A 24,393-nucleotide genomic window follows, 5' to 3' on the forward strand; every position below is an offset into this window, starting at 1 on the left:
GGACCCCCTACCGGATCCCCTCGCCCGGAAACCCGATCGGCGCGTGCTCCGGGACCCAGCGTCCTTCGGCGTACGCAAGGTAGAGGGCGCTGTTCACGAGGCCGATGTGCGAGAACGCCTGCGGGAAGTTGCCGAGAAACGCACCGTCCACAGGGTCGAACTGCTCCGGCAGGAGACCGACGTGGTTCGCCCTGCCGGCGATCCCGTCGAAGATCCTGCGTGCCTCCCCGACTCTTCCGGAGATGCAGAGCGCGTCGATCAGCCAGAAAGTGCAGATCCCGAAAGCACCTTCGCCCCCGGGAAGGCCGTCGGCGGTGCGGTAGCGGTAGACGAGCCCGTTCTCGCAGAGCCGATCGAGCGTCCGGTCGATCGTCCCCTGCACCCGGTCGTCCTCGCAGGGGAGGAACTCCACAAGCGGCAGCCGGAGATTCGCCGCATCGAGGGCCTTCGAGCCGAACGCCTGGACGAATGCCCCGATCTCGCCGTCGTAGCCCTGCTCGAGCACCGCGTCACGGACCGCCCTGCAGGTCGCCCGCCACCGGGCGGTGTCGCCCGCTAGATCGTGGTGCTTTGCGAGATAGAGCGCCCGGTCGAGCGCGACCCAGATCATCACCTTCGAGTAGACGAACTGCTGCGGCCTGGTGCGGACCTCCCAGATCCCGTGGTCGGGCTCCTTCCAGATGCTACAGGCGTAGTCGGCCACACCGGCGATGAAGTCGAGTGTCCCCTCGCCGAGGCCCACGCCCCGCCGTGCAAGCTCGTATGCCGTGCTGATCAGTTCCCCGAAGACCTCGAGCTGGAGCTGCTTCGCCGCCGCATTTCCGATCCGGACGGGGCGTGAACCGCGGTAGCCCTCGAGGTGGGAGAACTCCTGTTCGGCCAGATCCTCCTCACCATGGAGGCCGTACAGGATCTGCGGCCGCATCTCCTGGAAATGCTCCTCGCTCGTCTGCTCCATCCAGAGGAGAAAGTCCAGTGCCTCCCGCTCGTGCCCGAGCGATATCAGCGCCTGTGCGGTCATCGAGGCATCGCGGATCCAGGCGTAGCGGTAGTCCCAGTTCCGCACCCCGCCGATCTCTTCGGGGACCGAAGTCGTCGGCGCGGCCGCGATGGCGCCGGTATCCGCACTGGTCAGGAGCTTGAGCGCGAGCTCCGAGCGGGTGACGAGCGGGAGGTGCTCCCCGGCCCAGCGGGGCGTCTGCACCGCCTCCTCGCGGCGCGCCCACTCCCGCCAGATATGCACCGTCCGTTCGAGCAGCGCCTCCACATCTCCCCGGCCGTGCGCCGCACCTCCGGTCCCCCAGCGGCAGACGAGCACCCGCCGTTCCCCGTCCCGCATCGTAAACCGGGCGTGGAGCCCCGGCCCGGATCCCTCGTCCCGGACCGCGGCACCCGCCACCCCGGAGAGGCAGAGCGTCTCTTTCCCCCCGGTGGCACGCCACCCTCCCGGTGCCTCCTCGATCACGGTCACGGCACGGCTGTAATCGAACCGGGGCGACCACTCGACCGCGACGTCGATATCGCTGCCGGAGCAGTCGAGGATGCGCAGGATCTCCGGCGGCGCCTCCGACCCGCCCCGCCCCTCGATCTCGCCCCGGAGCGGCATCAGGTCGGTCACGGTAAGCCGGGCGGCCCCGTCCCGAAACTCAGTCGCCAGGACGTTGGTGTCCTCGAGGTAGTGCTGCGCTCCTTCGCGGACGCCCAGAGCCCTTACCCGGAAACGGCCTCCCCGGCGGGCATCGAGCAGTGCTGCAAAGACGCTCGGGCGGCCGAGGGAGGGGAGGCAGCACCAGTCGATCGACCCGCTGCGCCCGACCAGGGCAACCGTACGGAGGTTGCCGATGGCGGCGTAGTCGGAGATGGGGAGGTACCCGTCCATGCCGGGGAGGACGGGCACCCATACTATAAAAAATAACTGAAGTCCGCTACTCGTGGATCATCGTCAGCATCATCTTGAACCGGGTCGCCGCGTGGACGGCGTGCGGGACGTTCGCGGGCATGATGATCAGCTCGCCCGCCTTCACCTGGTGTTCGGCGCCGGCGATCGTGACGGCCGCCTCGCCGTCGAGGACGGTGAGGATCGCATCGTAGGGTGCGGTATGCTCGCTGAGCCCCTCGCCTTCGTCGAACGCAAAGAGGGTGATCGTTCCCGATTTTTTGTAGGCGAGCATCCTGCTCACGATCGAGCCCGGTTGGTACGCGACGAGGTCAGCGGGGACGACGACTTTGCCGGTGAGGTTCTCCTTCTGTGGATCTGCCATACTATCTCCTCGTCTCTCCGGGTACTTTGTTTTTGCTCCCCGCCATCACGAGTGCCAGCACCACGACTCCCGCTACAGCCGCGATGACCGAAACCAGAGGATCGATCATCGCCGAGAAGAGTACGAAGAGTGCCGCCAGCACTGCGATGGTTGTCTCTGCCCGACGCTCCATGGATCTGCCTCGGAATAGTCCCGCGCCCGGGGCAATAATCCTGTCGGAATACGCATCCCGACAGGTTCCGCAGACCACCCGATTTTCCCCAAACTCTATCTTTTTTTCCCTGGTTCACGATATTGTACGCACGATCTGCAGATGTACTACCATCTCATTCTCACCGACGAGTGCAATCTCTGCTGCACCTACTGCAGAGGGAAGTTATTTACCACCGAGCCCACCGAACCACCCAGGGTCGTGATAGACAACGACCTCCCGATCGACCTCGCCGTCGATCTCGACGACCTGTATGCCTTCCTCCGGAAGGATCCTGAGGCAGCAGTGACCTTCTACGGCGGAGAGCCCCTGCTCCGGCTCGATCTCATCCGGAAGATCGCAGCGGACGCACCCGTAGGAGCGTTCCTGCTCCACACGAACGGCATGCTTCTCGACCGGGTGGAGCCGGCGCTGGCCGCCCGCTTCGAGACGATCCTCGTCTCCGTCGACGGGCCGCCCGCGATCACCGATGCGAACCGGGGCGAGGGTGTCTTTGCACGGGTCACTGAAAACCTCCAAAACCTCGTCCGGGGCGGCTATCCCGGGGAAGTGATCGCCCGGATGACGGTGACGGAAGAGACCGATATCGATGCTGCCGTCCGGTATCTCTCCGATAACGAGCACTTCTCCTTCTCCTCCATCCACTGGCAGATGGACGCGGATTTCTGGGACGACTACCACCAGCGCCGCTTCGCCGCCTGGGCGGAGACGAGCTACAACCCCGGCATCCGCTCGCTCATCCGAAGATGGGTGGCGGCCATGCGGGACGAAGGAAGGGTGCTCCGGTGGTATCCCTTCCTCGACACCATGCAGGACCTCCTCCTCGACCGGCCGAGCCTGCTGCGGTGCGGCTGCGGCCACGGGAACTACAGCATCATGACCGACGGCAGCATCGCCCCCTGCCCGATCATGGTCGGGATGCGGGAATATTACCTCGGCCATATCACGACCACCAGCCCCGGTGACCTTCGGAAGGTTTCGGTCGGGAACCCCTGCATGGAATGTTCGATCAGGGACTTCTGCGGCGGCCGCTGCCTCTACGCAAACATCACTAAACCGTGGCCGGACGAGGGGAGAGAGGCAGTCTGCGCCACTGTGCGGAACCTGCACGCCGCCCTCACAAAAGCCCTCCCGGAGGTGCGGCAGCTGATCCGTGCAGGAAGGATCGCCCTCGCCGACTTCGACCACCCGAAGTTCAACAGCTGCGAGATTATTCCATAGCGCAAAAAAGAGGATTATTCATTCTCAAGGGCGTCTAGACTCTCCTGGGCGCTCTCCACCATCGACCGGGCGGCCTTCGCCTTCGCGGCCACGATAGCGTACTTCCGCCCGTCAAGCGCTTCTTCCGCTTCGAGGTAGAGTTTTTCAGCCCTGTCCGCACGCGATTTCGGTTTTGTGATCTTGAGACCCTCCGATGCAAGAAGATCGATCTCCTCCTGGACGGCAAGCAGGTCGCCGTAGAGATCGTCGAGAAGTTCGCGCATCTCCTCTTCCTTCGCCTCTTCCTCTTCGCGTTTCTGGCGGCCGCGCTCGCGGAGCGCCTCCCGGGCTTCCTCCTGCCCCGCAAGGATCGCCTGCAGCTCGTCCTCGACCTCCCGCACGCAGGCTGCGAGGAGTTCTGCAAACGCCGTCCGGTTTTCCCGCGACTCTTCATAGCCCCGGTAGGCCTCATACGCCCCGCCGGCCGCCGCACCGCCGGCGATGTCGCCGACCATCTCGCCGCCGTCCCGCTCACCCCGAAGGACGCCCCCGAGGATGCTGCCAATACCACCGCCGGCGATGGCGCCCATCAGTCCGCGCCCGATCTCTTTCTTCTCGCGATCGACGGTATAGGTCACCCGGACGTTCTTGCCGTCCGGCTCTATTGCGAGCTGCCCCGTCTCACCGGTATGCCGGACATCCATCCGTGCCGCCGCTTCGGCGATCGACTGGTGTGTGATCTCGGTTCCTTCCAGCGCCAGATGCGACACCAACCGCTCGACAAAATCTCCGTACAGCGAGGAGACTCCCTGACCATAGTAGACAAACGCCAACGCAAACACCGATCCGGTTTTACAGAGGATAATCGCCTATCCTCAAAGATATACCTTCCGGGAACGCTTATCATCCGGGCGGCCCTACCTGAGGACAGAGTATGGCTCCGGGAACGCCGCTCCTCTGCAGGCTCGGCCTGCACAAATGGGGCAGAAAACGCGGGTACAACGAGTACGCCTCGAACGTCGTCGAGTGGGAGCAGCGGTGCGAACGCTGCGGCAAAAGGAAGCACTGGATCGAGACCAAGAAGGGACGGCGCTCGAGCGGGCGCAACCTTTAGATATCCGGGAGACAAGGAACTGAACAATGGGCGCGCTTCGATCCCTCTCCTGCTTCGCCTGCATCCTCGTGATGCTTACCGCAGGGTGGGCGCCGGCATCGGCGCTCGATCCCGCCGCCCCGCCGGCGGAGAACGTGACCGGGACCGCCGATATCCTTCTGGACGCATTTGCCGATCTGCTCCCGGCCTTCACCGACGATCTCCCCGACTTCATCGATCGCACCGCGGCCATCGCGGAGAACCCGGGGGACATGGACGCCGCCATGGAGGAGTACCGGGAGATGGGGGGATCGATCCGGAGCATCTACCAAATCTTCGACGCCGTGCACGACACCGTCGTCCGGTTTTCCCCGGGCGTCCTACCGCCCGATATCATCGAGCAGTTCGCACGCTCCGAAGAGCGGTTCGGCGACCTGGATCTGCAGCTCGACGGGATCCTGGACGGGTGACTGATGCGCCTGCCCGATCCGGGAAACCATAGGGCAATCGCGTTGGGGGAGGGGTTTGAGGGGAGAAGGCACGCCCCCTCCCCCGGCCCCACTCCCATGAAGACATCCCTCACGGATGCACTGTCAGTCAGCACACATTCGGTCTGATTCCCCGAACTTCTCGCGGGTATCCCGGCGAGATGTCTCCTGGCCGGTTATTTTCTGAACGCTCTGCCGGCAGAGAACGCTTTTTCCAGCACCTTGCCGAATCCGTAATACTCCTTCCGCATCGCGTCGTAGGCGATGGGGCCGATCTTTGCGACGTCCGGCACGCCGTCCTCGTCGAGGACGGACTCGTCGATCTTCACGTCCAGGATCTCCCCGATGAACTGCGTGTGGACACCGATCTCCACGGTCTGGAGGAGCCGGCATTCGAGCACGACCGGGAACTCCTCGATGTAGGGTGCGTCCACGAGCTCGCTTCGCACGGGCGTCAGTCCCGTCGCCTCGAACTTGTCGACGTCCCTGCCGGAGACGATCCCGAAGTAGTCGGCCTCGCGCACGTATCGCTCAGAGGGGATGCTGATGGTAAACGCCTGCCGCTCCATGATCGCGGCGTATGAATGCCGCGACTTCTGCAGGGAGACAGCAACGGAGGGGGGATTTGACGAACAGATGCCGCCCCATGCAGCCGCCATGGCGTTCGGCCGTCCGTCGCGGTCGTAGGTGCCGACGATCAGGTCGGGATGCGGATAGAGAAGGGTCCGCGGCCCAAACGACTTCTTCATAGGGGGATCGTGTGGGCTCTCGAACGTTAAAATGTTTTTTGGCGTGAAGCGGGTCTGCCGTCGACGGGAAGCGACACCCATCGTGCCGGTGGCAGACCCGCAGCCCCGGAACCGGGTGATGCTCTTATACGATCAGGTGCCGGAAGGTGCTGCCGAGAGCCGGCAGCGGATGCCGTATGCAGGTCTTCACCCTGCCACACAATGAGGTGCTCTCCCACCTCGCCACCCGGGAAAAGGGGCTCCACGAGAATGAAGTCACGACACGGCTGACGACCTTCGGGTACAACGAGATCGAGAAGAAGAAGCGGAAGAACTACGCACTGGAATACGCAAAGCAGTACACCAACTTCTTCGCCGTTCTTCTCGAGGTCGCTGCAGCGCTCTCGTTCCTCGCCGACGCCTATTCACCCGGCGAAGGCTACAACATCCTCGGCTTTGCCGTGCTGGGCGCCGTGATCGTCAACGCCACGTTCACCTTCTGGCAGGAGTACCAGGCCGACAGGACGGTCGAGGCGCTCTTAAAGCTCATCCCCCCGCTGGTCGGCGTCCGCCGGGACGGGGCGGTCACAAAAGTCGAGGCAGGGACAGTCGTCCCGGGGGACATCCTGGTCCTGGAAGAAGGGGATACGATCGCCGCCGATCAGGAGGAACGGGGAGGAGGCCTCGATAGCCTCGACCACGGCCGGGTCGCTCGAAAACGTCGCAAAAAAAAGCGCTCCGACCGGTCAGAACGACGGCGTGGTCGCCCAGACAACCGGCCAGGGAAGGAGCCTGCGTCGACGAAGACCGCAACGAGCAGATTCCACACCAGAAACCACTGCGGGCTTTCTTCTGCATCATCGGGAGCACCTCGGCGTTGAAGGTGGCGTTGGCGGGGCTCAAGCTGATCTCGAAGAGGTTGAGCCCCGCCACGATCAGGATGAGGGAGAAGAGAGCCATAGATGCGGGAGAAGAACCTTTAGGGGGCGGGGACAGAGCCCGCGCGGTACACCTATCCGGTCAGCGGATGACGATGTCCGGACAGATATGTAGGATGTCGTGGTGTACCGATAGTATACGTTGCAGTCTGTCCGTACGATCCGGGCATAGGATATATTTTTATATTAATATTATAATTTACCAGTGGTGATACTATGAAGTGGACGCGGGGAAGCCTTCAGGCCATCCCCGTACCGCCCGGGTCAGACGGTGCCGGTGAAGACCTGCGCTGCCGCCGGTGCGCAGGCGGCCCGACAGGGGGTGACGGGCCGTCATGCTCGCACGCGGCAGACGCACCTTGCGCCGATCCTGCCCGACCCGACCATCGATGCTCCCGGTGTGCATACCGCCACCCCACCATCGAACGGGTTCACAGTCACCACAGATCCGAACGCTACCACGGGACTCTGCCGCCGCAGCCTTCGCTGTCTCGTCTCCGGCGATCGAGCCGGAGCGGTTGAAGAAGAATGTGAGAACCACGCTCTATAAGGAAGACGCATCGGACGGATCCGGATTCAGATCCGCCCTCTTTTTCCGGCAGATCCCGCCTGACCCGGCACCTTCATAATAGCATTCTGTGATCACCGTGCGGGTGTATGGAGGTTGTCTCATGACACTCGAAGAATGTTGCAGAGAGGAAGTCGTGGTGGTCTCTTCGGAAACAACGGCCACGGATATGGCACGGGTCATGGAGAGCAGAAACGTCGACAGCGTCATCATCGTCAGCGGCGAGAACAAACCCCTCGGCATCGTCACCGATCGCGACCTTGCCGTCAGGATCGTCGCACGGGGCGAGGATCCGGGCACGGTGAGAGCGCGGGATATTATGAGCGGCGATCTCGTCACGTTCAGTGAAGGTACCGGGATCTACCAGGCGATCGAGCAGATGACGCGGCGGGGCATCCGGAGAATGCCGATCACTGGCCGGGACGGCAGACTGGTCGGCATCATCACCCTTGACGACATCATCAGGCTGATCGGCGAGGAGATGAGCAAGATCGCCGGCAACATCGAGAAACAGAGCCCACCAATTCCGAGGTGAGGGCGGAGGGCACCGCCGGCCACCCACCCGGCACACCTCTTTTTATCCGGTGCTGAGCGCGACCACCTCGCCGGTCTGGTTCACCGATCCTTCCAGCGCTCTGACGAGGTCCTCCCACCCCGCACCCGGCAGGAGGTGCAGGTCGATGTCCAGCGCATAGACCCGGAAGAGATACGCTTCGGTCTCCCCGCTCTTCGGGCACGGCCCCCGGTAGCCGACGGTGCCGAAATCATTCCTGCCCTGCACCGCCCGGACGGGAGCCGTCACCTCGGCGGTCTTCGGGATGCCCGCCGGCACCGTCTCCGCCGGTTCGACATTCCAGATCACCCACGCAGCCTTCGATTCGCCCTCTTCCGGGCTGCTCGTCGCCACGATCGCAAGCGACTTGATATTCGGCAGCACGCCCGCCACCCGGACCCGGGGCGAGGCGTCGCCGCCGCGGCAGGTGTGTTCCGGGGGAAATTCTGCAAAATTCAGGGTTACCTCCAGCGGTTGCATCGCTTCACGCTCCGCTCTGCACTACGGAGGAGGATATTAAAAAGTATTCGCCGGCCGGCATCACCGACTGTAGATCGCCACGGTATCGCCGAACTGCAGGACATGCCCCTTCATCGCCTCGATCAGGTCGTGTTTGGTCGCGCCGGCAGCAAGATCGAGCATACTGTCGAGCCCGTAGACTTTGATATGGTAGCGGTGGGTCTCTCCCGGCGGTGGGCAGGGGCCCCGGTACCCCAGCGTGCCGTAGTCGTTCGTCCCCTGCACCGCGTTCACCGGCGCCGTCACGACACCCTGCGGCGGGATGCCCTCGGGGATGGATGCCGCCGGCTCGATGTTCCAGGCGATCCAGGAGGTAAAGGAGCAGCCCGGTTCGTTCGGGCTTAGAACGAAGACGGCAAGCGATGCCACGCCCGGTGTCAGGCGCTCTATCCGCACCTCGGGTGAGAGATTATCGCCGTCACAGGTGTTCCAGATGGAAAACTCCGCAGCACGGAGTTTGACAACCAATTTTCCGACGGTGTCAGCCATACAGGGAATACACCGCAGGAGATAAAAGAGATGTGCCCTCCCGGAGAAGGGCTCGCAACAGCCACACTACAGAGACCCGGGAGTCGCCAGCACCTCTTTGCGCTCACAGACCGCCGCCGTCTCGCCGTACTGCGTGGCGGTCGCCTTCAGTACGTCCTCGAGATCGATCCTCGCAGCCCCGGGAGGGAGCTCGAGCTCCGTCTTGACGCCGTACACCCTGATAACATAACGATGCAGTTCACCCCGCGACGGGCACGGGCCGCCGTACCCGACCCGCCGGAAGTCGTTCATCCCCTGCACCGCAGCGATCGGATGCTCTATCCGGTTCTGCGGCGGGATGCCCTCCGGGATCCTGTCGGTCGCCTTGACATTCCAGATGAGCCAGTGGGTGAACCGGCCGCCGGGGTTGTCGGGGTCGTCCATGATGACCGCAATGTACGGCTCGTTCAGGCCCTGAATCGTAATTCCCGGGGAGATATCCTCCCCATCGCACGTATACCGCTCAGGGAACCGATCGAAGTCAATCTGCACCTGCAATTCCTGCATACCAGCACCTCTCTGCCGCACCCGACAGGGGCGGGGGATTGATAAGTATTACGGTCTTCGGAACGCAGGCCCTCTTCTCCCGCCCTCTCCCTCACGCCCCGGCCCAGGCAGCAACCTTTCTCCCGTAGGCCGCCATCGCTTCCCCGTACTGCTCGATGACATCCTTGAGTGCATCTTCGAACGCGACCCTCCCCGCACCAGGTTCGAGATCGATCGCCTCGCGCATGCCGTAGACACGGAAGAAGAAGCGGTGCGTCGTTTCCCGGGGCGGACACGGGCCAAAGTAGCCGATGCTCCCGTGATCGTTTGTGCCCTGGACAGCCGCGATGGGATCGGTCATCTCCCGCTCGGCGGGCAGCCCTTCAGGCAGGGTGCCCGTGGCATCGACATTCCAGATGAGCCAGTGCGTATACGTGCCCCCGGGCGCATCCGGATCCTCCAGTATAATCGCCAGATACGGCGTCTGAAGTCCCCGTATCCCGATCTTCGGTGAGATGTTCTCCCCGTTGCAGGTGTGCTTCTGCGGAAACACGCTAAATCCCGGATCGACGTCCAGCCCATCCATAGAGAAGTCCTCCGCGCCTGCATGGATCGGGAAGTATAAAGAGGTTGTGCCGGGCTCAGAAGAGCCCCATATCACGCGCCTGTGTCAGCAGTTCCTGCACCTCGCGGTCGGTGAGATCGTGCCACTGCGTATACGCCTGCGCGACGGCAAACGAGTAGCCGGTCCTGATGTTGAGGCAGACGACCAGATCCGCTTTCTCTGCCATGAACTCCACCGCACGGATCGAACCCGTCGGAACCGCCACGACCACCCGCCGGGGCGACTCCGCCGCTGCGGCTTCGACCGCGGCCAGCATGGTGTAGCCGGTGGCAAGCCCGTCATCTATCAGGATGACCGTCGTATCCTCAAGAAACGGTGCCTCCCGGCCGGCCGAGAATATTTCCAGCCGCTCCCGGACGTTTGCCCGCGCCTTCTCGACGGCGGTGTCGACCTCCCGGTCGGTCATATCGAGTCCGGCAAGAAGCGTGCGGTTCAGGAAGACCTGGCCGTCCCAGGTGACAGCGCCGAACCCCGCCTCGGGGTTCCAGGGGATCTGCACTTTTCTGACGACGGCCATCCGCATCGGCGCCTGGAGAGCGCGTGCCACCTCGATGCCAAGAGGAACGCCCCCCGCAGGGATGGGACAGACAACCGGTTTTTCCATTCGCTCGAGCCCGGAGAGCGTCGCTGCGAGCTGCCTGCCCGCATCGGTGCGGTCAGTAAAGACATACTCGCGGTTCCGCAGTGTCTTATCCTCGATCACTCGCCCCATGTCCAGCATACGGCGGGTATCTATCGGGCCTGAGTATTAACGCATTTCGGTCGTCCCTGCAGGAAGCACGATTGGATTGTGGAGTATTCCCGGGCGGCATTCCAGCGCCGCGCCGCTCATCCCTTCTCCGGCTTGATCCGCCACCCGCCCGTCGCAGAGGGGATGGAGTCGATCTCGGGCGAGTAGGGTTTGATATCCAGAACCGGCGTTCCGTCCAGGGCGTCAAGACCCCTGACCGTCAGGACATTTCCGTCCCGGCGGACGAGGTCGACGACGCCGAAACCGATCGGATTCGGCCTGGCCGGAGAACGGGTGGAGAAGACGCCGCGTTCCCGGGTCTCTCCCGGCGGCGTTGCAAAGAGCAGGCCCCGGTCGGCGCGGTCGAGCCAGTACAGGACGATCAGGTGCGACGCATACTCCACGTCCTGCAGTCCGGGTGCGTAGTCGTCAAAGATCCGGATCTCGGCCTCCGTCCCGGCAAGCCGGCCCTGGCGGGGAGCATCCCCCCGCACCCGGTAGGGCGAACGGACGACGCCGATCGGAATGCATTCCATTCTGTCTGATTCTTCCATGCTATCTCCTCCTGCTGCCTCCGGCGCAGCGATCGAGCGTCTCGTTGCAGAGCCTGTCGGCGACCCTGATGTAAGGATGATCCCGCGGAACGCTGATAAAGGAAACCTCTGCAAAGGCTCCGGCGTGCCGTATCACCTCCCGGTGCAGGGCGGCAAGGTGCTCCTTTCTGATGCGGTAGCGACCGGTGAGCTGCCGGACGACGAGTTCGCTGTCCGAGTACACCGTGACCGCTCCGCCGGTATACGTCCGTGCCTCGGCCAGGGCGTTGATGACCGCATGGTACTCGGCGACGTTGTTCGTGGCGATGCCGAGGTATTCCGATCGCGTCTGGACGACGGTATCGTCCCGCACGAAGACGAATGCCCATGCTGCGGCACCGGGGTTTCCCCGCGAAGCCCCGTCGGTGTAGATAGAGAGAGACGCTCCAGTCGTCATAGGTACATTCCCGCCATATACTCGAGGGTGCAACGTATTAGAATGCTGGTGTTCTCCCGCGGCATCGCCCCTGCTCCGCGGCGAGGGTAAACAACTTCACTCCACTCCCCCGCCCTCCGGCAGGATGCTAAACAGCGCGGATTGCACGCCGTTGACAAAACAGACGGCTTGCCCTCACCTATATGTTTTTGTGCCGATTACAGTTAATATATAGTAACTTTAATAGTACCAACACCCCCGTGGAGGATACATTACTATGGCAGATACGAATCAACCCACCAGCGAGACGTGTAGCGGCAACTGCGCCAGCTGCCCGTCGGCAACAAAGTGCGACGACCCGCGCAATACGCCTGAGGCTGGCCTTCCACCGAAGGCAAACGTCAATGTCAAGCACGTCGTTCTCGTGCTCAGCGGCAAAGGCGGCGTCGGCAAGAGTACGGTCGCGGCGAACCTCGCATTCGCCCTCTCCAATCACGGACTCAAAACCGGTCTCATCGACCTCGATATTCACGGCCCGAATATCCCGAAGATGCTCGGCATCGACGAAGCAAAACTGCAGTCCTACGACGGGAAGATCATCGAACCCGTCCGGGTGACCGGCACCCTCGGTGTCGTCTCCATGGCGTTCCTGCTCCCCGCACGGAGCACCCCGGTCATCTGGCGCGGCCCGATGAAGATGGCGGTGATCCGGCAGTTCCTCGAAGACGTCAACTGGGGAGACCTGGACTACCTGGTCGTCGACCTGCCGCCGGGCACCGGCGACGAAGCCCTCTCCATCGCCCAGCTTGCCCCGAACATCGCCGGCGCCGTCATCGTCACCACCCCGCAGGAGGTCGCCGTGATGGATTCGAGCAGGGCGGTAGAATTCATTAAGAAACTCGAACTGCCGGTGCTCGGTGTCGTGGAGAACATGAGCGGTTTTGTCTGCCCCCACTGCAAGGAGGAGATCGACGTCTTCGGCAAAGGCGGCGGCGAGAAGGAGGCGAAAGAGCTCGACGTGCCCTTCCTTGGGGCGATCCCGCTCGATCCGGAGATGCGCAGAGCTGCCGATGAGGGGCGTCCCTTCATCATCAGGACCGCCGAAGACAACCCAACCTGGAAGAGCATCAATACCGTTATGGAAGCCCTCATCAACGAGATCGAGGGCTAATCCATGGATCACCGGAAGGTTCTCCGAGGCGAGGGGGACGAACTCGCCATATATGCCACCATCGCCCGGGCGCTTGAGAACCTGGAGGAGTTCCCCTTTTTGATCGAAGCGATCTACCGCGAGGCAATGGAGCTTGGGGACGAAGACCTCGACCGCATCCGCTTCGCCCTCGTCCGCCTCCAGGTCTACGCCGACATCCACCGCTACGAGAATACCGAAGAGACCCACAAGATGCAGTACGTCGCACAGGTGCTCGAGCGGGTGCTCTTCGGCGGGCTTCTCCTCGAAGGGAAGGAGTCCGGCGATACGTGCCGTATGGGATGATACGTCCCACACCGCACATTTTTCACGCTGCCACCCCCACGCTACGTCCGGAGGAGCGATGACGACCGACCGGCAGATCATGGACGCAGCCCTCGCGAAAGCCCGGGACCTCGGCGCCACCGTGGCAGGATTCGTCCCGGCCGCACGGCTCGTCGCCTGCCCGTCTGCCGTGGCGGAGGGACGGGCGGGGTTTCACACCGCCCGGGGCTCGTTCATCGTGCTCGGGCTCTACCACGACCCGGAGCGGCCCGAGATAGATCTCTGGGAGAAAGACCGGGGGACGCCCGGCGACCGGATGCTCGCCCGGATAGGCGGCGCCCTCTCCCGCTGGCTCGCAGACGAGCACGGGAGAGCGGCAGAGACCGTCCCCTACCAGATCACTGACGGCGGGATCTACCTGAAGGACGCGGCGGTGCTCGCCGATCTTGGGACGATCGGGAGGAACAACCTCGTCATCGTCCCCGGCTACGGCCCCCGGATCCGGTTCCGGGCGGTATGGACCGATCTCGAACCGGGTGAGCAGGACCTGCCGCACCCGGAGTCGCCCTGCAACCGGTGCCCGGGCTACTGCCAGTTGTCATGCCCCCAGCACGCCTTCCCAAACGGGCGGTATGACCGGGCCGCGTGCCTTGCCCGGACGGACGCGGACAAAGCAAGAGCCGCCGGGCAGGCGTCGCCGGCCGACCACTGCCGGATCTGCGAACTGGTCTGTCCGGCCCGGTGATGGAGACACCCACTCTTTCTGCGGAACCCGAAAATTTCCGAGGTGCGCCGGGATCGCCGGACGATCGTGCTTGTGGACGGGGATGGCGCCGCAGCTGCATGGCCCCGGGATCACTCCCCGACGAACGGCGTTTTCCCTTCCGGCGCCGTCAACAAATTTTTTTACCCGGATTTCCCACGCGGAATCAAGCGGTGCACGAAGACGGCGCGGACGGAGGAACCCCTCCTCATCCCCCTTCCCGGGAACGGGACGAACCTGCAGGGGACATGGGCCTATGCGGGGCTGCTCAAAGAGTGCCTGGCGATCATCTGCGCCGACACGACGGTGACCGAGGACAGGTGTGGATGCACCACCCGGCGGCGGGAGCACCACCATATGGTTGGCCTCAAGGGTTGGCCCCAAGGGGTACAGAACCTGGGCAGATGGGGCAGCGGTCCGGCTCGAGGACGAGCAGGGCGAACATGGAAGGCGAACTCTCGTAGCTGCCGGTCGCGGTGGAGCTGGTCCTGGACGAAATCGATCTCGGAAATGTCAGGGTCGCGAAAGAGCGGCCGGTCCCATCCCGGGCAGTCTTTCGCCAGCACCATCCGATCGTCGCCCACCGGGACGATACGCACGGATGCCGTTTCCATTCGGCACGCCTGCGAAAATCTCTTTGAGAGACTTCAAAAAGCCTTGTTTTCCCAGCAAAGTGCGCAGACCGGTTACTTTCGCACCGCACATGCCGCAGCATTCATACGCTGCAAGCCGCTATACTCAGTGATGCCCATTCTGCCCTCTCGCCTTCTCCGGCCAAAGACCGTCACGCTCCTCGTCGGCACCGAGAATGCCCTGCAGGCAGCACTCGCGGGAGCGCTGCGGGAGCAGAGCGGCGATATCCACTATATCTGCCGGCGTGTCCCGCACCTGCTGCCGGCGCGTGAGCCGGAGCTGAGCGAGCGGGTCCGGGTAGTGCGGGCGGGCGATGCCGGGGCGCTGGCCTACACCGTCCGGCGGTCGCGGCAGAGCCTCGTCGTCATCGAGTGCGATCCCGGGTACCTCGTGAACGACCGGGCGGTGCGGACCGTCGCCGACACCTGCCGCGACCGGGCGTGCCGGGGCAATGCCGCGGTGCTGCTCCTCGCCGCGGGCATGGACGATATGCTCCGGAAACTGGCGATCGACCGGGTGCTCGCCGTGGAGGAGCCGCACGTCCGACTGCAGCAGCTCCCGCTGCCGGGCATCAGGACTGGTTGAGCATGATACAGGCATTCCTTTTGCATATTCCGGAATTTTTCGCAACCGTTATCCGTCCCGGTATGGTATCTTTCCATGATCCGCCATGAAACCCGGGAAAGCCGCAACACTCACGATCACGCTTCTCATTACACTTTTGTTTGCCGTTTCTGCAGGCTGCATTGGAACCGGCCAGCAACCGCCGGCATCACCCGTCGTCACTGCGGTCGCCGCACCTGCCGCTGACTGCCCGCCGCTCGTGTTTACGGATCAAGAGTTTGCTTTCGAGCTCCGGCGGACGCTCAGCGCCGCGTATTCGGGAGAAGCCGATATCGGCGAGTGCCTTGCCACTGCGTCCCGGATCGAGGAAGGAGACGTTGAGAGCTGGTACAGAGAGTGGAACAGGACCGCGGACGCCATCAGGACAGCAGGTGACGAGAGCCTCGCGGCCGGACACAGGGTCAGCGCACGGGAAGCATACTATCGGGCCGCAACCTATTATCGTACAGCCGAGTTCTTCCTGCACGGCGATCCCGCCGATCCCCGCATCGTGGAGACGTGGGGGAAGAGCCGTGATTCCTTCCGCGACGCACTCGCGCTCGATGCCGTCCCATGCGAGATCGTCGCCATCCCGTACGAGCATACGACGCTGCCGGGGTATTTCTATGCGGCCGACGGCTCCGGCACACCCCGGCCGCTGCTCATCGTCCAGACCGGCTTTGACGGCTGCCAGGAAGAACTCCACCCGTATGCGATGGAAGGGATCAAACGCGGCTATAACGTCCTGACGTTCGAGGGGCCGGGCCAGGGCGAAGTGATACGGATCCAGCATATCCCGTTCCGCCCGGACTGGGAGAACGTGATCGGCCCTGTCGTGGCCTATGCGGTGAGCCGGCCCGACGTCGACGAAGACCGGATTGCACTCTGGGGAATTTCACTCGGCGGTTATCTCGCCCCCCGCGGTGCTGCATACGAGCACCGGATCGCGGCGTTGGTCGCGGACGGAGGCACCTACGACGTCGGACTGACGCTCCTGCGGAACCTGCAGAAAGAAGGGGGAGCGGCCGCGAACCTGACGAGGGAAGACCTGCAGGAATGGCTGCAGACCGATCCGGCTGAGTTCAACGACGCCATCCGCGAGGCCATGGCGCACGATACCGGCACCCGCTGGCTGAACGAGAACGGGATGTTCGTCTTCAATGCCGGCTCGCCGGCGCAGTTCTGGGCGAAATGGATGGATTTTTCCCTGGCCGGTATTGCCGAAGAGATACGGTGCCCCACGCTGGTCAGCGCCGGCGCGATCGATCACTTCGACCCGGACTGGGTTCAGGCACAGGCACTCTACGCCCACCTCACCTGCGAGCGGGAACTGATGGTCTTCTCCGACGAGTACGGTGCCGGATCGCACTGCCAGATCGGGGCGTTCGCGCAGTCGTTTGCCGCCAAGTTCGACTGGCTCGACGATACGATGGGAATACGTGGATAGGGGCGGAACGCCGGCAGGCCGCTCACCCGAGAGATCTGCGGGTAATTTCCGGATTCCCTTTTCCCACCAGGATTCGAGATTTCCTAAATAAAGGGAGTTTTATACGAGCGAAATGGTACACTCCACCATGCGTGAAAGATTCCTCACGGCCGTCTGCATCCCGGCGATATGCATCGCGCTGTTCCTCTGTGCGGCCCCCGCCGCGGCAGAGACCGGCTGGGTGACAGAAGGAGTATCCGAAAATACAACCAGTGCACTGGGCGGGAAGATCTCCGGAGATTCCATCCTCTACCTCGGCGGGGCGGAAGGGATCGACCAGTCGCAGAACAGGATCTACCTCTACAGCATCCTGACCGGCGATCAAAAGATCATCGGCAGCCCGTCCGTGAATATGACCGTGACGGGAGAGGATATTTCAGGCGAGTACGCAGTATGGTTCGAAACCCCCGTCGTGGACTTCACGCTGAACGAAACCAGCGCTGCACCGAACCGGGTTTGCCTCTACTCGCTCCGGAGCGGTTCGACGAACGTCCTCGATACGCCGGACACCGCGGAGTGGCCGAAGATCGACGGCGACCGAATTCTCTTGACGGATGACTCCGGCGACTCGTGCAACGTCACCGTCTCCCTCCACGACATCGCCACCGGGACGAGCGAAGCGGTCTGCGAGCTGCCGATCATCGATCCCGCGGGCGTCTGCTTCGCCGGCGGCCGGATCGCATACCTGAGGTACGACGGCCTGTACCTGTATTCTCTCGACACCGGAGCGAACACGACGGTATTTCGCAATGTCTTCGGGAACGAATCCGGCGCCGACGTCGGAGACTATGCGATGGGCGGCGATTACCTGATCTACCTCAGGCATAGCGTCAACTATGCAGGTCCCGAAAAAGGCATCTCCGACGAACCGTATCTCTATCGCATCTCGACGGGAGAGGCGAAACGCCTCGACCCGAGAACGGGGGATTTTGCAGAGTCTTCGAACATCTCGAGCGCAGAGGAGAAGAACCTCCAGATCTCTTCACCGTTCACCGACGGAGAACGGATCGGATGGGTGTATTCCGAGAATTCACCGGGGTCGACGATCGTTCTCTGCGACCCGCAGACCAGAACGGTTGAAACGATTCCGTTGGACGGCCTGGCTGACCGCATAGCCCTGGATGGTAACCGGATGGTCTGGGTCGAAACGCACTTCCCGTCGTTCCACGGAGAGCTCATCTATGCCGAGGAGCATGCCGGCACCGCGGAGACGGCGCCTGCGTCCGCGCCCGGGTTCACCGCAGGCATCGGTATCGTTGCCCTCATGGTAGCGCTGGTGCTGCTTGCGGGACGGAGACGATGAAACTATACCCTTTTTTTTACCGCGCCGGCAATCAGCAGGGATTTACTGCAGAGGGTGACCGGTACGTATCCTGTCGAACATCCAGGTTAGGGGACTCTCGTTATTCATCCCGGCGCTCCCTTTCCACAGGACAAAGTAGACAACCGGCGGGAAGGTCAGGAGGCTGATCAGATAGGTCGCAATCACGATGGCTGCGGCAAGCCGGCAGTCGCAGCCGTATCTGCCCGCGACCACCGCCGCCACCCGCTCTTGCCGGACAACGAACTGCTGACTGCGCGAATCAGGCAGGATACGTGGGTGCGAAAATTTCCACCGATCAAAAAAAGAAGGGTTTTCGCGTGGAAAACCCGGGCCAAAGAACGCAGAAAACCCTGGATATCCTATCAGGAGTCCAGGATCGCTTCCGCAGCGTCCCGGTATGCTTCCATGACGTACGGGATACCGGAGACCTTCTCGGCCTCTTCCGTCAGCGCCATCAGGTCGCTCCGGGAGACGGTCTTTAAGTTGAAGTTCCGGCTGCCGGCCATGATCTGCTGCATCCCGGTTCTGAACTTCTGGGCATACGAGTAGATACCAATGGCGCCGAGCGGGATCTCGTCGATCCGGTCGTGGTACTTCTCCTTGAGGTCCTCGTAGTAGACGAAGATCTCGGGGACCGAACTGCCGTACTTGGCGACGGTCTTCGGGATGTCGCCGCTCTCAAGCCACTTGGCGATATTCTTGCCGGTCATGCCCGGGATCATGAGGGCACGGCCCATGCAGATCGCCTTGACGTAGGGGCTGCCCATGGCGAGCGCCTTGAAGGCGTTTGCCTCGTCGGCGAATCCACCTGCGATGGCGAGGTCGGGGACACGGATACCGCGCTCGCGGAGCCTCTCTGCGAACTGGTAGGTGAGCGCCTCGATGTAGAAGGTCGGGATACCCCACTCGTTCATCATCGGCCAGGGGCTCATGCCCGTGCCACCCGGCGCACCGTCGATGGTGAGCAGGTCGATCTTCGCTTCGGCACTGTAGCGGAGCGCCATTGCAAGCTCGACCGCCGAGTAGGCGCCGGTCTTGAGGGTGATCCGCTTGAAACCGATGTCGCGGAGCCGGTCGACCTCTTCGAGGAAGCCTTCCCGGGTCACGAAGCCGAGACGCGAGTGGCGCTCGAACTCCTTGAGTGCACCGTCCTCAAAGGCCTTCTGAACCTCGGGGAGAGTCGGGTCGGGGAGAACGACGTAGCCGCGGTTCTTCAGTTCGGTTGCACGGGAGAGGGTCTTGACCTTGATCTCGCCGCCGATGCACTTGGCACCCTGGCCCCACTTGAGCTCGATCGTCTCCAGGTTGTGCTTCGAGGAGACATACTCCGCGGTTCCAAGCCGCGTGTCCTCCACATTCAGCTGCACCAGGATCTCACCATAGCCGTCGTGGAACTTCTTGTAGGTGTTGATACGGCGGTCCATCTCGGGCGATTCCTTGACCTTACCCTTGTTGTCCAATACAAGTTCGGGGTCAACGCCACAGACGTTCTCACCGCAGACCAGTGTAATACCGGCGATTGCTGCACCGATGGCAAAGTGCTCCCAGTTCGCACGGGCGATCTCGGTCGAGCCGAGTGCACCGGTGAAGATCGGGACACGCATCGGGACCTTGATATCCCAGCCGTACTCGGTCTCCGTGTCAACGGCCGAGAAGACGGCACTGTCGGAGTTTGCCTCGACGCCCTCGGGGAGACCCTTGGCGCCCACGGCATAGCCCTGGATATTCAGGTGGGAAAAGTCAATAGGATAGTCTTTGTCTGCGCCTGCAGTCATTTCACCAAACGGCCCCGGGTAGAGGACTTCCCTGCCCCGGAACGAGGAGAGCCAGACTTCGCAGCTCCCCTTGCATCCGTCGACACAACGGGTGCACAGACCGGACATCGGAACGACGTTCCGCGACCGGTTGGTGGTTCCAATAGCTTCGTTAGCATTCGGTTGTCTAAGATTCATCGCTATACCTCACGATAGCGGTAACAAGAAAGTTCCATCCACAGGTAGTTATATGTTTGTTTTCCGCACCGGAGCGAAAACCAAAAAAGTATCGATATTCTTGTTTTCCCAGCGATTTTGGCGAGAATTCTGCAAAATAATGATCGAATGCCTGCGGGGCAGACGGGAGAGCAGCTGCTATCCGGTTTCTCTTCAAAAGAGGGGCATTTTAGATCCGGGAAAAAGAAGCGAGGGAAGGGAGTGGCGGGGATCAGTACGTCGCGAGGTAGCGCTCGAGTTCCCATGGGTGGACTGCCGTCCGGAAGGAGTCCCACTCGATCTCAGCACTGCAGGTGAGCGCATCCACGACGTGCTTGCCGAGCGCGTTGCAGACGACATCGTCCGCGAGCATGGCCTCGTTTGCCTCGTAGAGGTTCCCCGGCAGCGTCTCGATGCCCGCTTCCTGCCGCTCGGCGGCGGTCATGTGGAAGATATTCTTGTCCGTGCTCGCCGGGGGCTCGATCTTGTTGCGCACCCCGTCCATACCGGCGGCGAGCATTGCTGCGAATGCAAGGTAGGGGTTGCAGCTCGGGTCGGGGCTCCGGAACTCGACACGGGTGCTGTTGCCACGCGGGGCCGGGACGCGGATCTGCGCAGAGCGGTTGCTCGCGCTCCAGCTGATGTAGCAGGGCGCCTCATAACCGGGGACGAGCCGTTTGTAGGAGTTGATCGTCGGGTTCGCAACACGGGTGATAGCCCGGGCGTGCTTCACGAGACCGCCGATGAAGTAGTATGCGGTCTCGGAGAGCTGCAGTTTGCCGTTCGGGTCGAAGAAGGCGTTCTTCCCGTCTTTGGAGAGCGAACAGTTCACGTGCATACCGCTTCCGTTGATACCGTAGATGGGCTTGGGCATGAAGGTTGCGTGCAGGCCCGCCATCAGCGCCAGGCTCTTGACGGCGAACTTAAAGGTGATGACGTTGTCGGCTGTCTTGAGCGCGTCGCTGTACTTGAAGTCGATCTCGTGCTGGCTCTCGGCAACCTCATGGTGAGAAGCTTCGATCTCAAAGTCCATCGCTTCGAGCGCGAGGATGATGTCCCTGCGGACGTTCTCGGCGAGGTCGGAGGGTGCGAGGTCGAAGTATCCGCCGACGTCCTGGAAGAGCGTTGTCGGCTTGCCGTCCACCATCTTGAAGAGGAAAAACTCAAGCTCCGGCCCGGTATTGAAGACGAAACCGTCCTTTGCCGCGTCATCCAGCGCCCGCCGCAGCACGTAGCGCGGGTCGCCCTCGAAAGGCTGGGTGTTTGCCTTGTGTACGTCGCAGATGAACCGGGCGACGGCGGTCTCGTGCGATCTCCAGGGGAGAAGCGTGTAGGTGTCGAAGTCCGGCTTGAGCAGCATATCGGACTCCTCGATGCGCACAAAACCCTCGATGGATGATCCGTCAAATCCGATGCCGTCGGTCAGCGCCTTCTCCGCCTGGCTCACCGGGATGGCCACGTTCTTGGGCATCCCGAAAATGTCGGAAAACTGCAGTCGCAGGAATTTAACGTTGTCTTGCTCGATTCTTGCGAGCATTTCCGCTGTCGCATCTTTGGCCATATGGAAGAAAACTTCTATCCAATCACATAAATACCTATTGATACAAATACCAAAGGTACAGAAGTTCTGTAGCCAGCAGCGTACTGGAAACCATACCGAGCTTTATCACTAGTGATTGTAATGTGTGGCATAATTGGAGTTATCGACAGGCAGCGCCGGAAAATGGACGGTTCAGCCATCAAACGTGCTCTTTCCATGATGAACGAGCGTGGCAGCGGGGAGGGGGCTGGCTACGTCGCCTACGGAGCCTACCCCGAGTACGAAGACTGCTACGCGTTACACGTGTTCTTTGACAATATTCACGAGACAAAGCGCACACTCGAAGCGATGCTCGAGCAGTGGGGTCATATCGTGCACGACGAGCGGATCCGCACCTACGATCAGCCGAACCTGCGGACGGTCCACATCCCCTGGCGGTACTTCTTCAAGCCCTACGCCGGGCTGATGGCTCACAGCACCTCACCCGAAGACGACATCGTCTCGCAGATTGTGATGAAGATCAACACCGCTCACACCGGCGCCCTCATCTACTCGTCGGGCAAGAACGTCGGCGTCTTCAAGGCGGCGGGCTGGCCGGAAGAGGTGGCCGACTTCTACCGGATCGAGGACTACGAGGGCTACATCTGGCTGGCGCACAACCGGTATCCGACCAACACCCCCGGGTGGTGGGGAGGAGCGCACCCGTTCAACCTGCTCGACTGGAGCGTCGTGCACAACGGTGAGATCACCTCGTACGGGACGAACCGGCGGTACATCGAGAGTTACGGATATATCTGCACGATGTTCACCGACACCGAGGTGGTCGCCTACCTCATGGACCACCTGGTGCGCAAACAGAACCTGGACGCCGATCTCGCCGTCCGTGCCCTCGCACCCCCCTTCTGGGACGACATCGACCGGATGCCCGAAAAAGAGCAGGACCTGAACCGCGCTCTCAGACTCGCGTACGGCCCGGCGATGATGAACGGCCCCTTTGCGATCGTCGTCGCCAACCACGAGATGATGGTCGGGTTCACCGACCGCATCAAGCTGCGCCCCCTGGTCGTCGGGGAGCATGGCGACCGCCTCTACATCTCCAGCGAAGAAGCGGCCATCCGCGCCATGGACCCGAACGTCGAGCGGATCAGCATGCCTCCGGCGGGCAAGCCGATCATCGGGAGGGTCGCCCGATGACCATCGGAAGCCTCCCTCTCCGGTATAAGATCAGCATCGATCGCGAGCGCTGCATGGAGTGCGAGCGCTGCATCGACAACTGTTCGTACGGTGTCTTCCGACGGGAAGGAGATCGGATCCTGGTCGACTCGCGGAAGTGCACCGCGTGCCACCGGTGTATCGCCATGTGCCCCCGCGACGCGATCACGCTGGAGGAGTGTCCCTGCGACTACCGCAGCCACCCGCTCTGGACGCGCCAGGCCCGGGAAGCGATCTACAACCAGGCGAATTCGGGCAAGATCATCCTCTCCGGGATGGGCAACGCACAGGACTACCCGGTCATCTTCGACCGCCTGGTGCTGGACGCCTGCCAGGTGACGAACCCGAGCATCGACCCGCTCCGCGAACCGATGGAGGTGCGGACCTACATCGGCAAAAAGCCGTCCCGCATCGAGGTTATGCGGAAGGAGAACGGCGACGTCGAACTCGCTACGACCGTAGCCCCGAACCTCCAGGCGGAGACCCCGATCATGATCGGCCACATGAGCTACGGCGCGATCAGCCTCAACGCCCAGCTCTCCATGGCGCGGGCGGTCGCCGAGACCGGCACCTTCATGGGCACGGGGGAAGGCGGGCTGCACAGCAGACTCTACCCCTACCAGGAGCACATGATCGTCCAGGTCGCGTCCGGCAGGTTCGGCGTCGACATCGACTACCTCGAACGCGGGTCGGCCATCGAGATAAAGATCGGACAGGGTGCCAAGCCCGGGATCGGCGGCCACCTGCCGGGGGAGAAGGTCTGCATGGACGTCTCCTGCACCCGGATGATCCCCCTCGGGAGCGACGCCATCAGCCCCGCCCCCCACCACGACATCTACAGCATCGAAGACCTCGCCCAGCTCGTCCGGAGCCTGAAAGAGGCGACCGAGTGGAAGAAACCGGTCTTCGTCAAGATCGCAGCCGTCCACAACGCGGCCGCGATCGCTGCGGGTATCGCCCGGTCGAGCGCCGATGCCATCGTCATCGACGGGTTCCGGGGAGGGACCGGGGCGGCGCCGCGGGTCTTCCGCGACCACGTCGGCATCCCCATCGAGGCGGCCGTCGCGAGCGTGGACGCAAAACTGCGGAGCCAGGGAATCAGAAACGAAGTCTCCCTCATCGCCAGCGGCGGTATCCGGGAGAGCGCGGATGTGGCGAAGGCGATCGCGCTCGGCGCCGACGCCGTCTACATCGGCACCGCCGCGCTGGTGGCGATGGGGTGCCGGGTCTGCGGCAGTTGCTACCGCAACCTCTGCCCCTGGGGCATCGCAACCCAGGAAGAAAGGCTCGTCCAGAGACTCGACCCGGAGGTCGCGTCGCACCAGGTGGCGAACCTCATCAAGGCATGGACGCTCGAACTCGCCGAGCTGATGGGAGCGGCGGGTATCAACAGCATCGAGAGCCTCCGGGGCAACCGCGACCGTCTCCGCGGCTACATGCTCGACGAGAGCCTGATGAGCGTGCTCGACGTCAAACAGGTGGGGGCGTGAG

Annotated in this window: 28 protein-coding genes; 13 read left to right on the forward strand and 15 right to left on the reverse strand. The window is 62.7% G+C overall.

Annotated elements, in window-relative coordinates; all coding sequences use genetic code 11:
• Positions 1-7: 7 nt before the first annotated feature.
• From FGU65_RS07100 to FGU65_RS07110, 3 genes are read right to left on the reverse strand one after another with little or no spacing between them, the layout of a single operon-like run.
• Positions 8-1,879 (reverse strand): glycoside hydrolase family 15 protein, encoded by a 1,872-nt coding sequence (locus FGU65_RS07100; RefSeq protein WP_301663744.1) that lies wholly within the window; start codon positions 1,877-1,879, stop codon positions 8-10.
• 46 nt (positions 1,880-1,925) lie between these two features.
• Positions 1,926-2,261, reverse strand: coding sequence for a cupin domain-containing protein (locus FGU65_RS07105; RefSeq protein ID WP_301663745.1), 336 nt, complete (start codon positions 2,259-2,261; stop codon positions 1,926-1,928).
• Position 2,262: 1 nt separating this feature from the next.
• Positions 2,263-2,433: a hypothetical protein gene (locus tag FGU65_RS07110; RefSeq protein WP_301663746.1), complete on the reverse strand. Its 171-nt coding sequence runs from the start codon at positions 2,431-2,433 to the stop codon at positions 2,263-2,265.
• 141 nt (positions 2,434-2,574) lie between these two features.
• On the opposite strand from FGU65_RS07110, the gene FGU65_RS07115 reads away from it, so the two are divergent.
• The gene (locus FGU65_RS07115; protein ID WP_301663747.1) at positions 2,575-3,693 is read left to right on the forward strand and encodes a TIGR04084 family radical SAM/SPASM domain-containing protein; all 1,119 of its coding nucleotides are present in this window, start codon (positions 2,575-2,577) and stop codon (positions 3,691-3,693) included.
• Positions 3,694-3,707: 14 nt separating this feature from the next.
• Here FGU65_RS07115 and FGU65_RS07120 read toward each other — a convergent pair whose 3' ends face one another.
• Complete coding sequence (locus FGU65_RS07120; protein ID WP_301663748.1) at positions 3,708-4,505, reverse strand: hypothetical protein; 798 nt, start codon at positions 4,503-4,505, stop codon at positions 3,708-3,710.
• 101 nt (positions 4,506-4,606) lie between these two features.
• Here FGU65_RS07120 and FGU65_RS07125 point away from each other — a divergent pair, with 101 nt between their 5' ends.
• Complete coding sequence (locus FGU65_RS07125; RefSeq protein WP_301663749.1) at positions 4,607-4,786, forward strand: hypothetical protein; 180 nt, start codon at positions 4,607-4,609, stop codon at positions 4,784-4,786.
• Between the two features lie 26 nt (positions 4,787-4,812).
• The gene (locus FGU65_RS07130) at positions 4,813-5,235 is read left to right on the forward strand and encodes a hypothetical protein (protein ID WP_301663750.1); all 423 of its coding nucleotides are present in this window, start codon (positions 4,813-4,815) and stop codon (positions 5,233-5,235) included.
• Positions 5,236-5,429: 194 nt separating this feature from the next.
• Here the strand turns inward: FGU65_RS07130 and FGU65_RS07135 are convergent, their stop codons facing one another.
• Positions 5,430-6,002, reverse strand: coding sequence for a flavin reductase family protein (locus tag FGU65_RS07135; RefSeq protein ID WP_301663751.1), 573 nt, complete (start codon positions 6,000-6,002; stop codon positions 5,430-5,432).
• A 176-nt stretch (positions 6,003-6,178) separates the two neighbouring features.
• Here FGU65_RS07135 and FGU65_RS07140 point away from each other — a divergent pair, with 176 nt between their 5' ends.
• Together FGU65_RS07140 and FGU65_RS07145 are read left to right on the forward strand one after the other, a co-directional pair.
• Complete coding sequence (locus FGU65_RS07140; RefSeq protein ID WP_301663752.1) at positions 6,179-6,862, forward strand: cation-transporting P-type ATPase; 684 nt, start codon at positions 6,179-6,181, stop codon at positions 6,860-6,862.
• Between the two features lie 728 nt (positions 6,863-7,590).
• Positions 7,591-8,022 carry a CBS domain-containing protein gene (locus FGU65_RS07145; protein WP_301663753.1) on the forward strand — a complete coding sequence of 144 codons (432 nt, stop codon included), beginning with the start codon at positions 7,591-7,593 and terminating at the stop codon, positions 8,020-8,022.
• A gap of 42 nt (positions 8,023-8,064) precedes the next feature.
• Here FGU65_RS07145 and FGU65_RS07150 read toward each other — a convergent pair whose 3' ends face one another.
• The 7 genes from FGU65_RS07150 to FGU65_RS07180 form a co-directional block, all read right to left on the reverse strand.
• On the reverse strand, positions 8,065-8,520 hold the full coding sequence (locus FGU65_RS07150) for a YbhB/YbcL family Raf kinase inhibitor-like protein (RefSeq protein ID WP_301663754.1): 456 nt from the start codon (positions 8,518-8,520) through the stop codon (positions 8,065-8,067).
• 60 nt (positions 8,521-8,580) lie between these two features.
• Complete coding sequence (locus FGU65_RS07155) at positions 8,581-9,048, reverse strand: YbhB/YbcL family Raf kinase inhibitor-like protein (protein ID WP_301663755.1); 468 nt, start codon at positions 9,046-9,048, stop codon at positions 8,581-8,583.
• Positions 9,049-9,114: 66 nt separating this feature from the next.
• Positions 9,115-9,594 (reverse strand): YbhB/YbcL family Raf kinase inhibitor-like protein, encoded by a 480-nt coding sequence (locus FGU65_RS07160; RefSeq protein WP_301663756.1) that lies wholly within the window; start codon positions 9,592-9,594, stop codon positions 9,115-9,117.
• Between the two features lie 91 nt (positions 9,595-9,685).
• Complete coding sequence (locus FGU65_RS07165) at positions 9,686-10,159, reverse strand: YbhB/YbcL family Raf kinase inhibitor-like protein (RefSeq protein ID WP_301663757.1); 474 nt, start codon at positions 10,157-10,159, stop codon at positions 9,686-9,688.
• Between the two features lie 55 nt (positions 10,160-10,214).
• Positions 10,215-10,919 carry a phosphoribosyltransferase gene (locus FGU65_RS07170; RefSeq protein ID WP_301663758.1) on the reverse strand — a complete coding sequence of 235 codons (705 nt, stop codon included), beginning with the start codon at positions 10,917-10,919 and terminating at the stop codon, positions 10,215-10,217.
• 107 nt (positions 10,920-11,026) lie between these two features.
• Positions 11,027-11,482: a tRNA (N6-threonylcarbamoyladenosine(37)-N6)-methyltransferase TrmO gene (tsaA, locus tag FGU65_RS07175; protein WP_301663759.1), complete on the reverse strand. Its 456-nt coding sequence runs from the start codon at positions 11,480-11,482 to the stop codon at positions 11,027-11,029.
• Position 11,483: 1 nt separating this feature from the next.
• Positions 11,484-11,918: a ribonuclease HI family protein gene (locus FGU65_RS07180; RefSeq protein ID WP_301663760.1), complete on the reverse strand. Its 435-nt coding sequence runs from the start codon at positions 11,916-11,918 to the stop codon at positions 11,484-11,486.
• 256 nt (positions 11,919-12,174) lie between these two features.
• On the opposite strand from FGU65_RS07180, the gene FGU65_RS07185 reads away from it, so the two are divergent.
• From FGU65_RS07185 to FGU65_RS07210, 6 genes are all read left to right on the forward strand, one after another.
• Complete coding sequence (locus FGU65_RS07185) at positions 12,175-13,068, forward strand: Mrp/NBP35 family ATP-binding protein (protein ID WP_301663761.1); 894 nt, start codon at positions 12,175-12,177, stop codon at positions 13,066-13,068.
• Between the two features lie 3 nt (positions 13,069-13,071).
• The gene (locus tag FGU65_RS07190; protein ID WP_301663762.1) at positions 13,072-13,392 is read left to right on the forward strand and encodes a hypothetical protein; all 321 of its coding nucleotides are present in this window, start codon (positions 13,072-13,074) and stop codon (positions 13,390-13,392) included.
• 58 nt (positions 13,393-13,450) lie between these two features.
• Positions 13,451-14,116 carry a hypothetical protein gene (locus FGU65_RS07195; protein WP_301663763.1) on the forward strand — a complete coding sequence of 222 codons (666 nt, stop codon included), beginning with the start codon at positions 13,451-13,453 and terminating at the stop codon, positions 14,114-14,116.
• 762 nt (positions 14,117-14,878) lie between these two features.
• A complete protein-coding gene (locus FGU65_RS07200) occupies positions 14,879-15,352 on the forward strand; it encodes a hypothetical protein (RefSeq protein WP_301663764.1) in 474 nt (157 codons plus the stop codon).
• A gap of 85 nt (positions 15,353-15,437) precedes the next feature.
• Positions 15,438-16,817, forward strand: coding sequence for an alpha/beta hydrolase family protein (locus tag FGU65_RS07205; RefSeq protein ID WP_301663765.1), 1,380 nt, complete (start codon positions 15,438-15,440; stop codon positions 16,815-16,817).
• A gap of 127 nt (positions 16,818-16,944) precedes the next feature.
• On the forward strand, positions 16,945-18,159 hold the full coding sequence (locus FGU65_RS07210; RefSeq protein ID WP_301663766.1) for a hypothetical protein: 1,215 nt from the start codon (positions 16,945-16,947) through the stop codon (positions 18,157-18,159).
• A 42-nt stretch (positions 18,160-18,201) separates the two neighbouring features.
• Here the strand turns inward: FGU65_RS07210 and FGU65_RS07215 are convergent, their stop codons facing one another.
• From FGU65_RS07215 to glnA, 3 genes are all read right to left on the reverse strand, one after another.
• Positions 18,202-18,393 (reverse strand): hypothetical protein, encoded by a 192-nt coding sequence (locus FGU65_RS07215; RefSeq protein ID WP_301663767.1) that lies wholly within the window; start codon positions 18,391-18,393, stop codon positions 18,202-18,204.
• Positions 18,394-18,542: 149 nt separating this feature from the next.
• On the reverse strand, positions 18,543-20,132 hold the full coding sequence (locus FGU65_RS07220; protein ID WP_301663768.1) for an FMN-binding glutamate synthase family protein: 1,590 nt from the start codon (positions 20,130-20,132) through the stop codon (positions 18,543-18,545).
• 250 nt (positions 20,133-20,382) lie between these two features.
• Positions 20,383-21,711: a type I glutamate--ammonia ligase gene (gene glnA / locus FGU65_RS07225; RefSeq protein WP_301663769.1), complete on the reverse strand. Its 1,329-nt coding sequence runs from the start codon at positions 21,709-21,711 to the stop codon at positions 20,383-20,385.
• A gap of 120 nt (positions 21,712-21,831) precedes the next feature.
• On the opposite strand from glnA, the gene FGU65_RS07230 reads away from it, so the two are divergent.
• Both FGU65_RS07230 and FGU65_RS07235 read left to right on the forward strand, forming a co-directional pair.
• Positions 21,832-22,884 (forward strand): class II glutamine amidotransferase, encoded by a 1,053-nt coding sequence (locus FGU65_RS07230; RefSeq protein WP_301663770.1) that lies wholly within the window; start codon positions 21,832-21,834, stop codon positions 22,882-22,884.
• Positions 22,881-24,392, forward strand: coding sequence for a glutamate synthase-related protein (locus FGU65_RS07235; RefSeq protein WP_301663771.1), 1,512 nt, complete (start codon positions 22,881-22,883; stop codon positions 24,390-24,392). Before FGU65_RS07230 ends, FGU65_RS07235 begins: the two co-directional genes overlap by 4 nt.
• The last annotated feature ends 1 nt before the right edge of the window (position 24,393 follow it).

The sequence above is a fragment of the Methanoculleus frigidifontis genome (assembly GCF_030464345.1).
GTDB classification, from domain to species: Archaea; Halobacteriota; Methanomicrobia; order Methanomicrobiales; family Methanoculleaceae; genus Methanoculleus_A; species Methanoculleus_A frigidifontis.

Bases quoted from the DNA above. Each gene is read 5' to 3' on its own strand.
- FGU65_RS07155 (WP_301663755.1), bottom strand. From the start codon at position 9,048: ATGGCTGACACCGTCGGAAAATTGGTTGTCAAACTCCGTGCTGCGGAG.
- FGU65_RS07150 (WP_301663754.1), bottom strand. From the start codon at position 8,520: ATGCAACCGCTGGAGGTAACCCTGAATTTTGCAGAATTTCCCCCGGAA.
- glnA (WP_301663769.1), bottom strand. From the start codon at position 21,711: ATGGCCAAAGATGCGACAGCGGAAATGCTCGCAAGAATCGAGCAAGAC.
- tsaA (WP_301663759.1), bottom strand. From the start codon at position 11,482: ATGGAAGAATCAGACAGAATGGAATGCATTCCGATCGGCGTCGTCCGT.
- FGU65_RS07200 (WP_301663764.1), top strand. From the start codon at position 14,879: ATGCCCATTCTGCCCTCTCGCCTTCTCCGGCCAAAGACCGTCACGCTC.
- FGU65_RS07235 (WP_301663771.1), top strand. From the start codon at position 22,881: ATGACCATCGGAAGCCTCCCTCTCCGGTATAAGATCAGCATCGATCGC.
- FGU65_RS07165 (WP_301663757.1), bottom strand. From the start codon at position 10,159: ATGGATGGGCTGGACGTCGATCCGGGATTTAGCGTGTTTCCGCAGAAG.
- FGU65_RS07180 (WP_301663760.1), bottom strand. From the start codon at position 11,918: ATGACGACTGGAGCGTCTCTCTCTATCTACACCGACGGGGCTTCGCGG.
- FGU65_RS07170 (WP_301663758.1), bottom strand. From the start codon at position 10,919: ATGCTGGACATGGGGCGAGTGATCGAGGATAAGACACTGCGGAACCGC.
- FGU65_RS07135 (WP_301663751.1), bottom strand. From the start codon at position 6,002: ATGAAGAAGTCGTTTGGGCCGCGGACCCTTCTCTATCCGCATCCCGAC.
- FGU65_RS07110 (WP_301663746.1), bottom strand. From the start codon at position 2,433: ATGGAGCGTCGGGCAGAGACAACCATCGCAGTGCTGGCGGCACTCTTC.
- FGU65_RS07100 (WP_301663744.1), bottom strand. From the start codon at position 1,879: ATGGACGGGTACCTCCCCATCTCCGACTACGCCGCCATCGGCAACCTC.
- FGU65_RS07115 (WP_301663747.1), top strand. From the start codon at position 2,575: ATGTACTACCATCTCATTCTCACCGACGAGTGCAATCTCTGCTGCACC.
- FGU65_RS07220 (WP_301663768.1), bottom strand. From the start codon at position 20,132: ATGAATCTTAGACAACCGAATGCTAACGAAGCTATTGGAACCACCAAC.
- FGU65_RS07190 (WP_301663762.1), top strand. From the start codon at position 13,072: ATGGATCACCGGAAGGTTCTCCGAGGCGAGGGGGACGAACTCGCCATA.
- FGU65_RS07185 (WP_301663761.1), top strand. From the start codon at position 12,175: ATGGCAGATACGAATCAACCCACCAGCGAGACGTGTAGCGGCAACTGC.
- FGU65_RS07140 (WP_301663752.1), top strand. From the start codon at position 6,179: ATGCAGGTCTTCACCCTGCCACACAATGAGGTGCTCTCCCACCTCGCC.
- FGU65_RS07210 (WP_301663766.1), top strand. From the start codon at position 16,945: ATGCGTGAAAGATTCCTCACGGCCGTCTGCATCCCGGCGATATGCATC.
- FGU65_RS07125 (WP_301663749.1), top strand. From the start codon at position 4,607: ATGGCTCCGGGAACGCCGCTCCTCTGCAGGCTCGGCCTGCACAAATGG.
- FGU65_RS07230 (WP_301663770.1), top strand. From the start codon at position 21,832: ATGTGTGGCATAATTGGAGTTATCGACAGGCAGCGCCGGAAAATGGAC.
- FGU65_RS07160 (WP_301663756.1), bottom strand. From the start codon at position 9,594: ATGCAGGAATTGCAGGTGCAGATTGACTTCGATCGGTTCCCTGAGCGG.
- FGU65_RS07195 (WP_301663763.1), top strand. From the start codon at position 13,451: ATGACGACCGACCGGCAGATCATGGACGCAGCCCTCGCGAAAGCCCGG.
- FGU65_RS07105 (WP_301663745.1), bottom strand. From the start codon at position 2,261: ATGGCAGATCCACAGAAGGAGAACCTCACCGGCAAAGTCGTCGTCCCC.
- FGU65_RS07205 (WP_301663765.1), top strand. From the start codon at position 15,438: ATGAAACCCGGGAAAGCCGCAACACTCACGATCACGCTTCTCATTACA.
- FGU65_RS07130 (WP_301663750.1), top strand. From the start codon at position 4,813: ATGGGCGCGCTTCGATCCCTCTCCTGCTTCGCCTGCATCCTCGTGATG.
- FGU65_RS07145 (WP_301663753.1), top strand. From the start codon at position 7,591: ATGACACTCGAAGAATGTTGCAGAGAGGAAGTCGTGGTGGTCTCTTCG.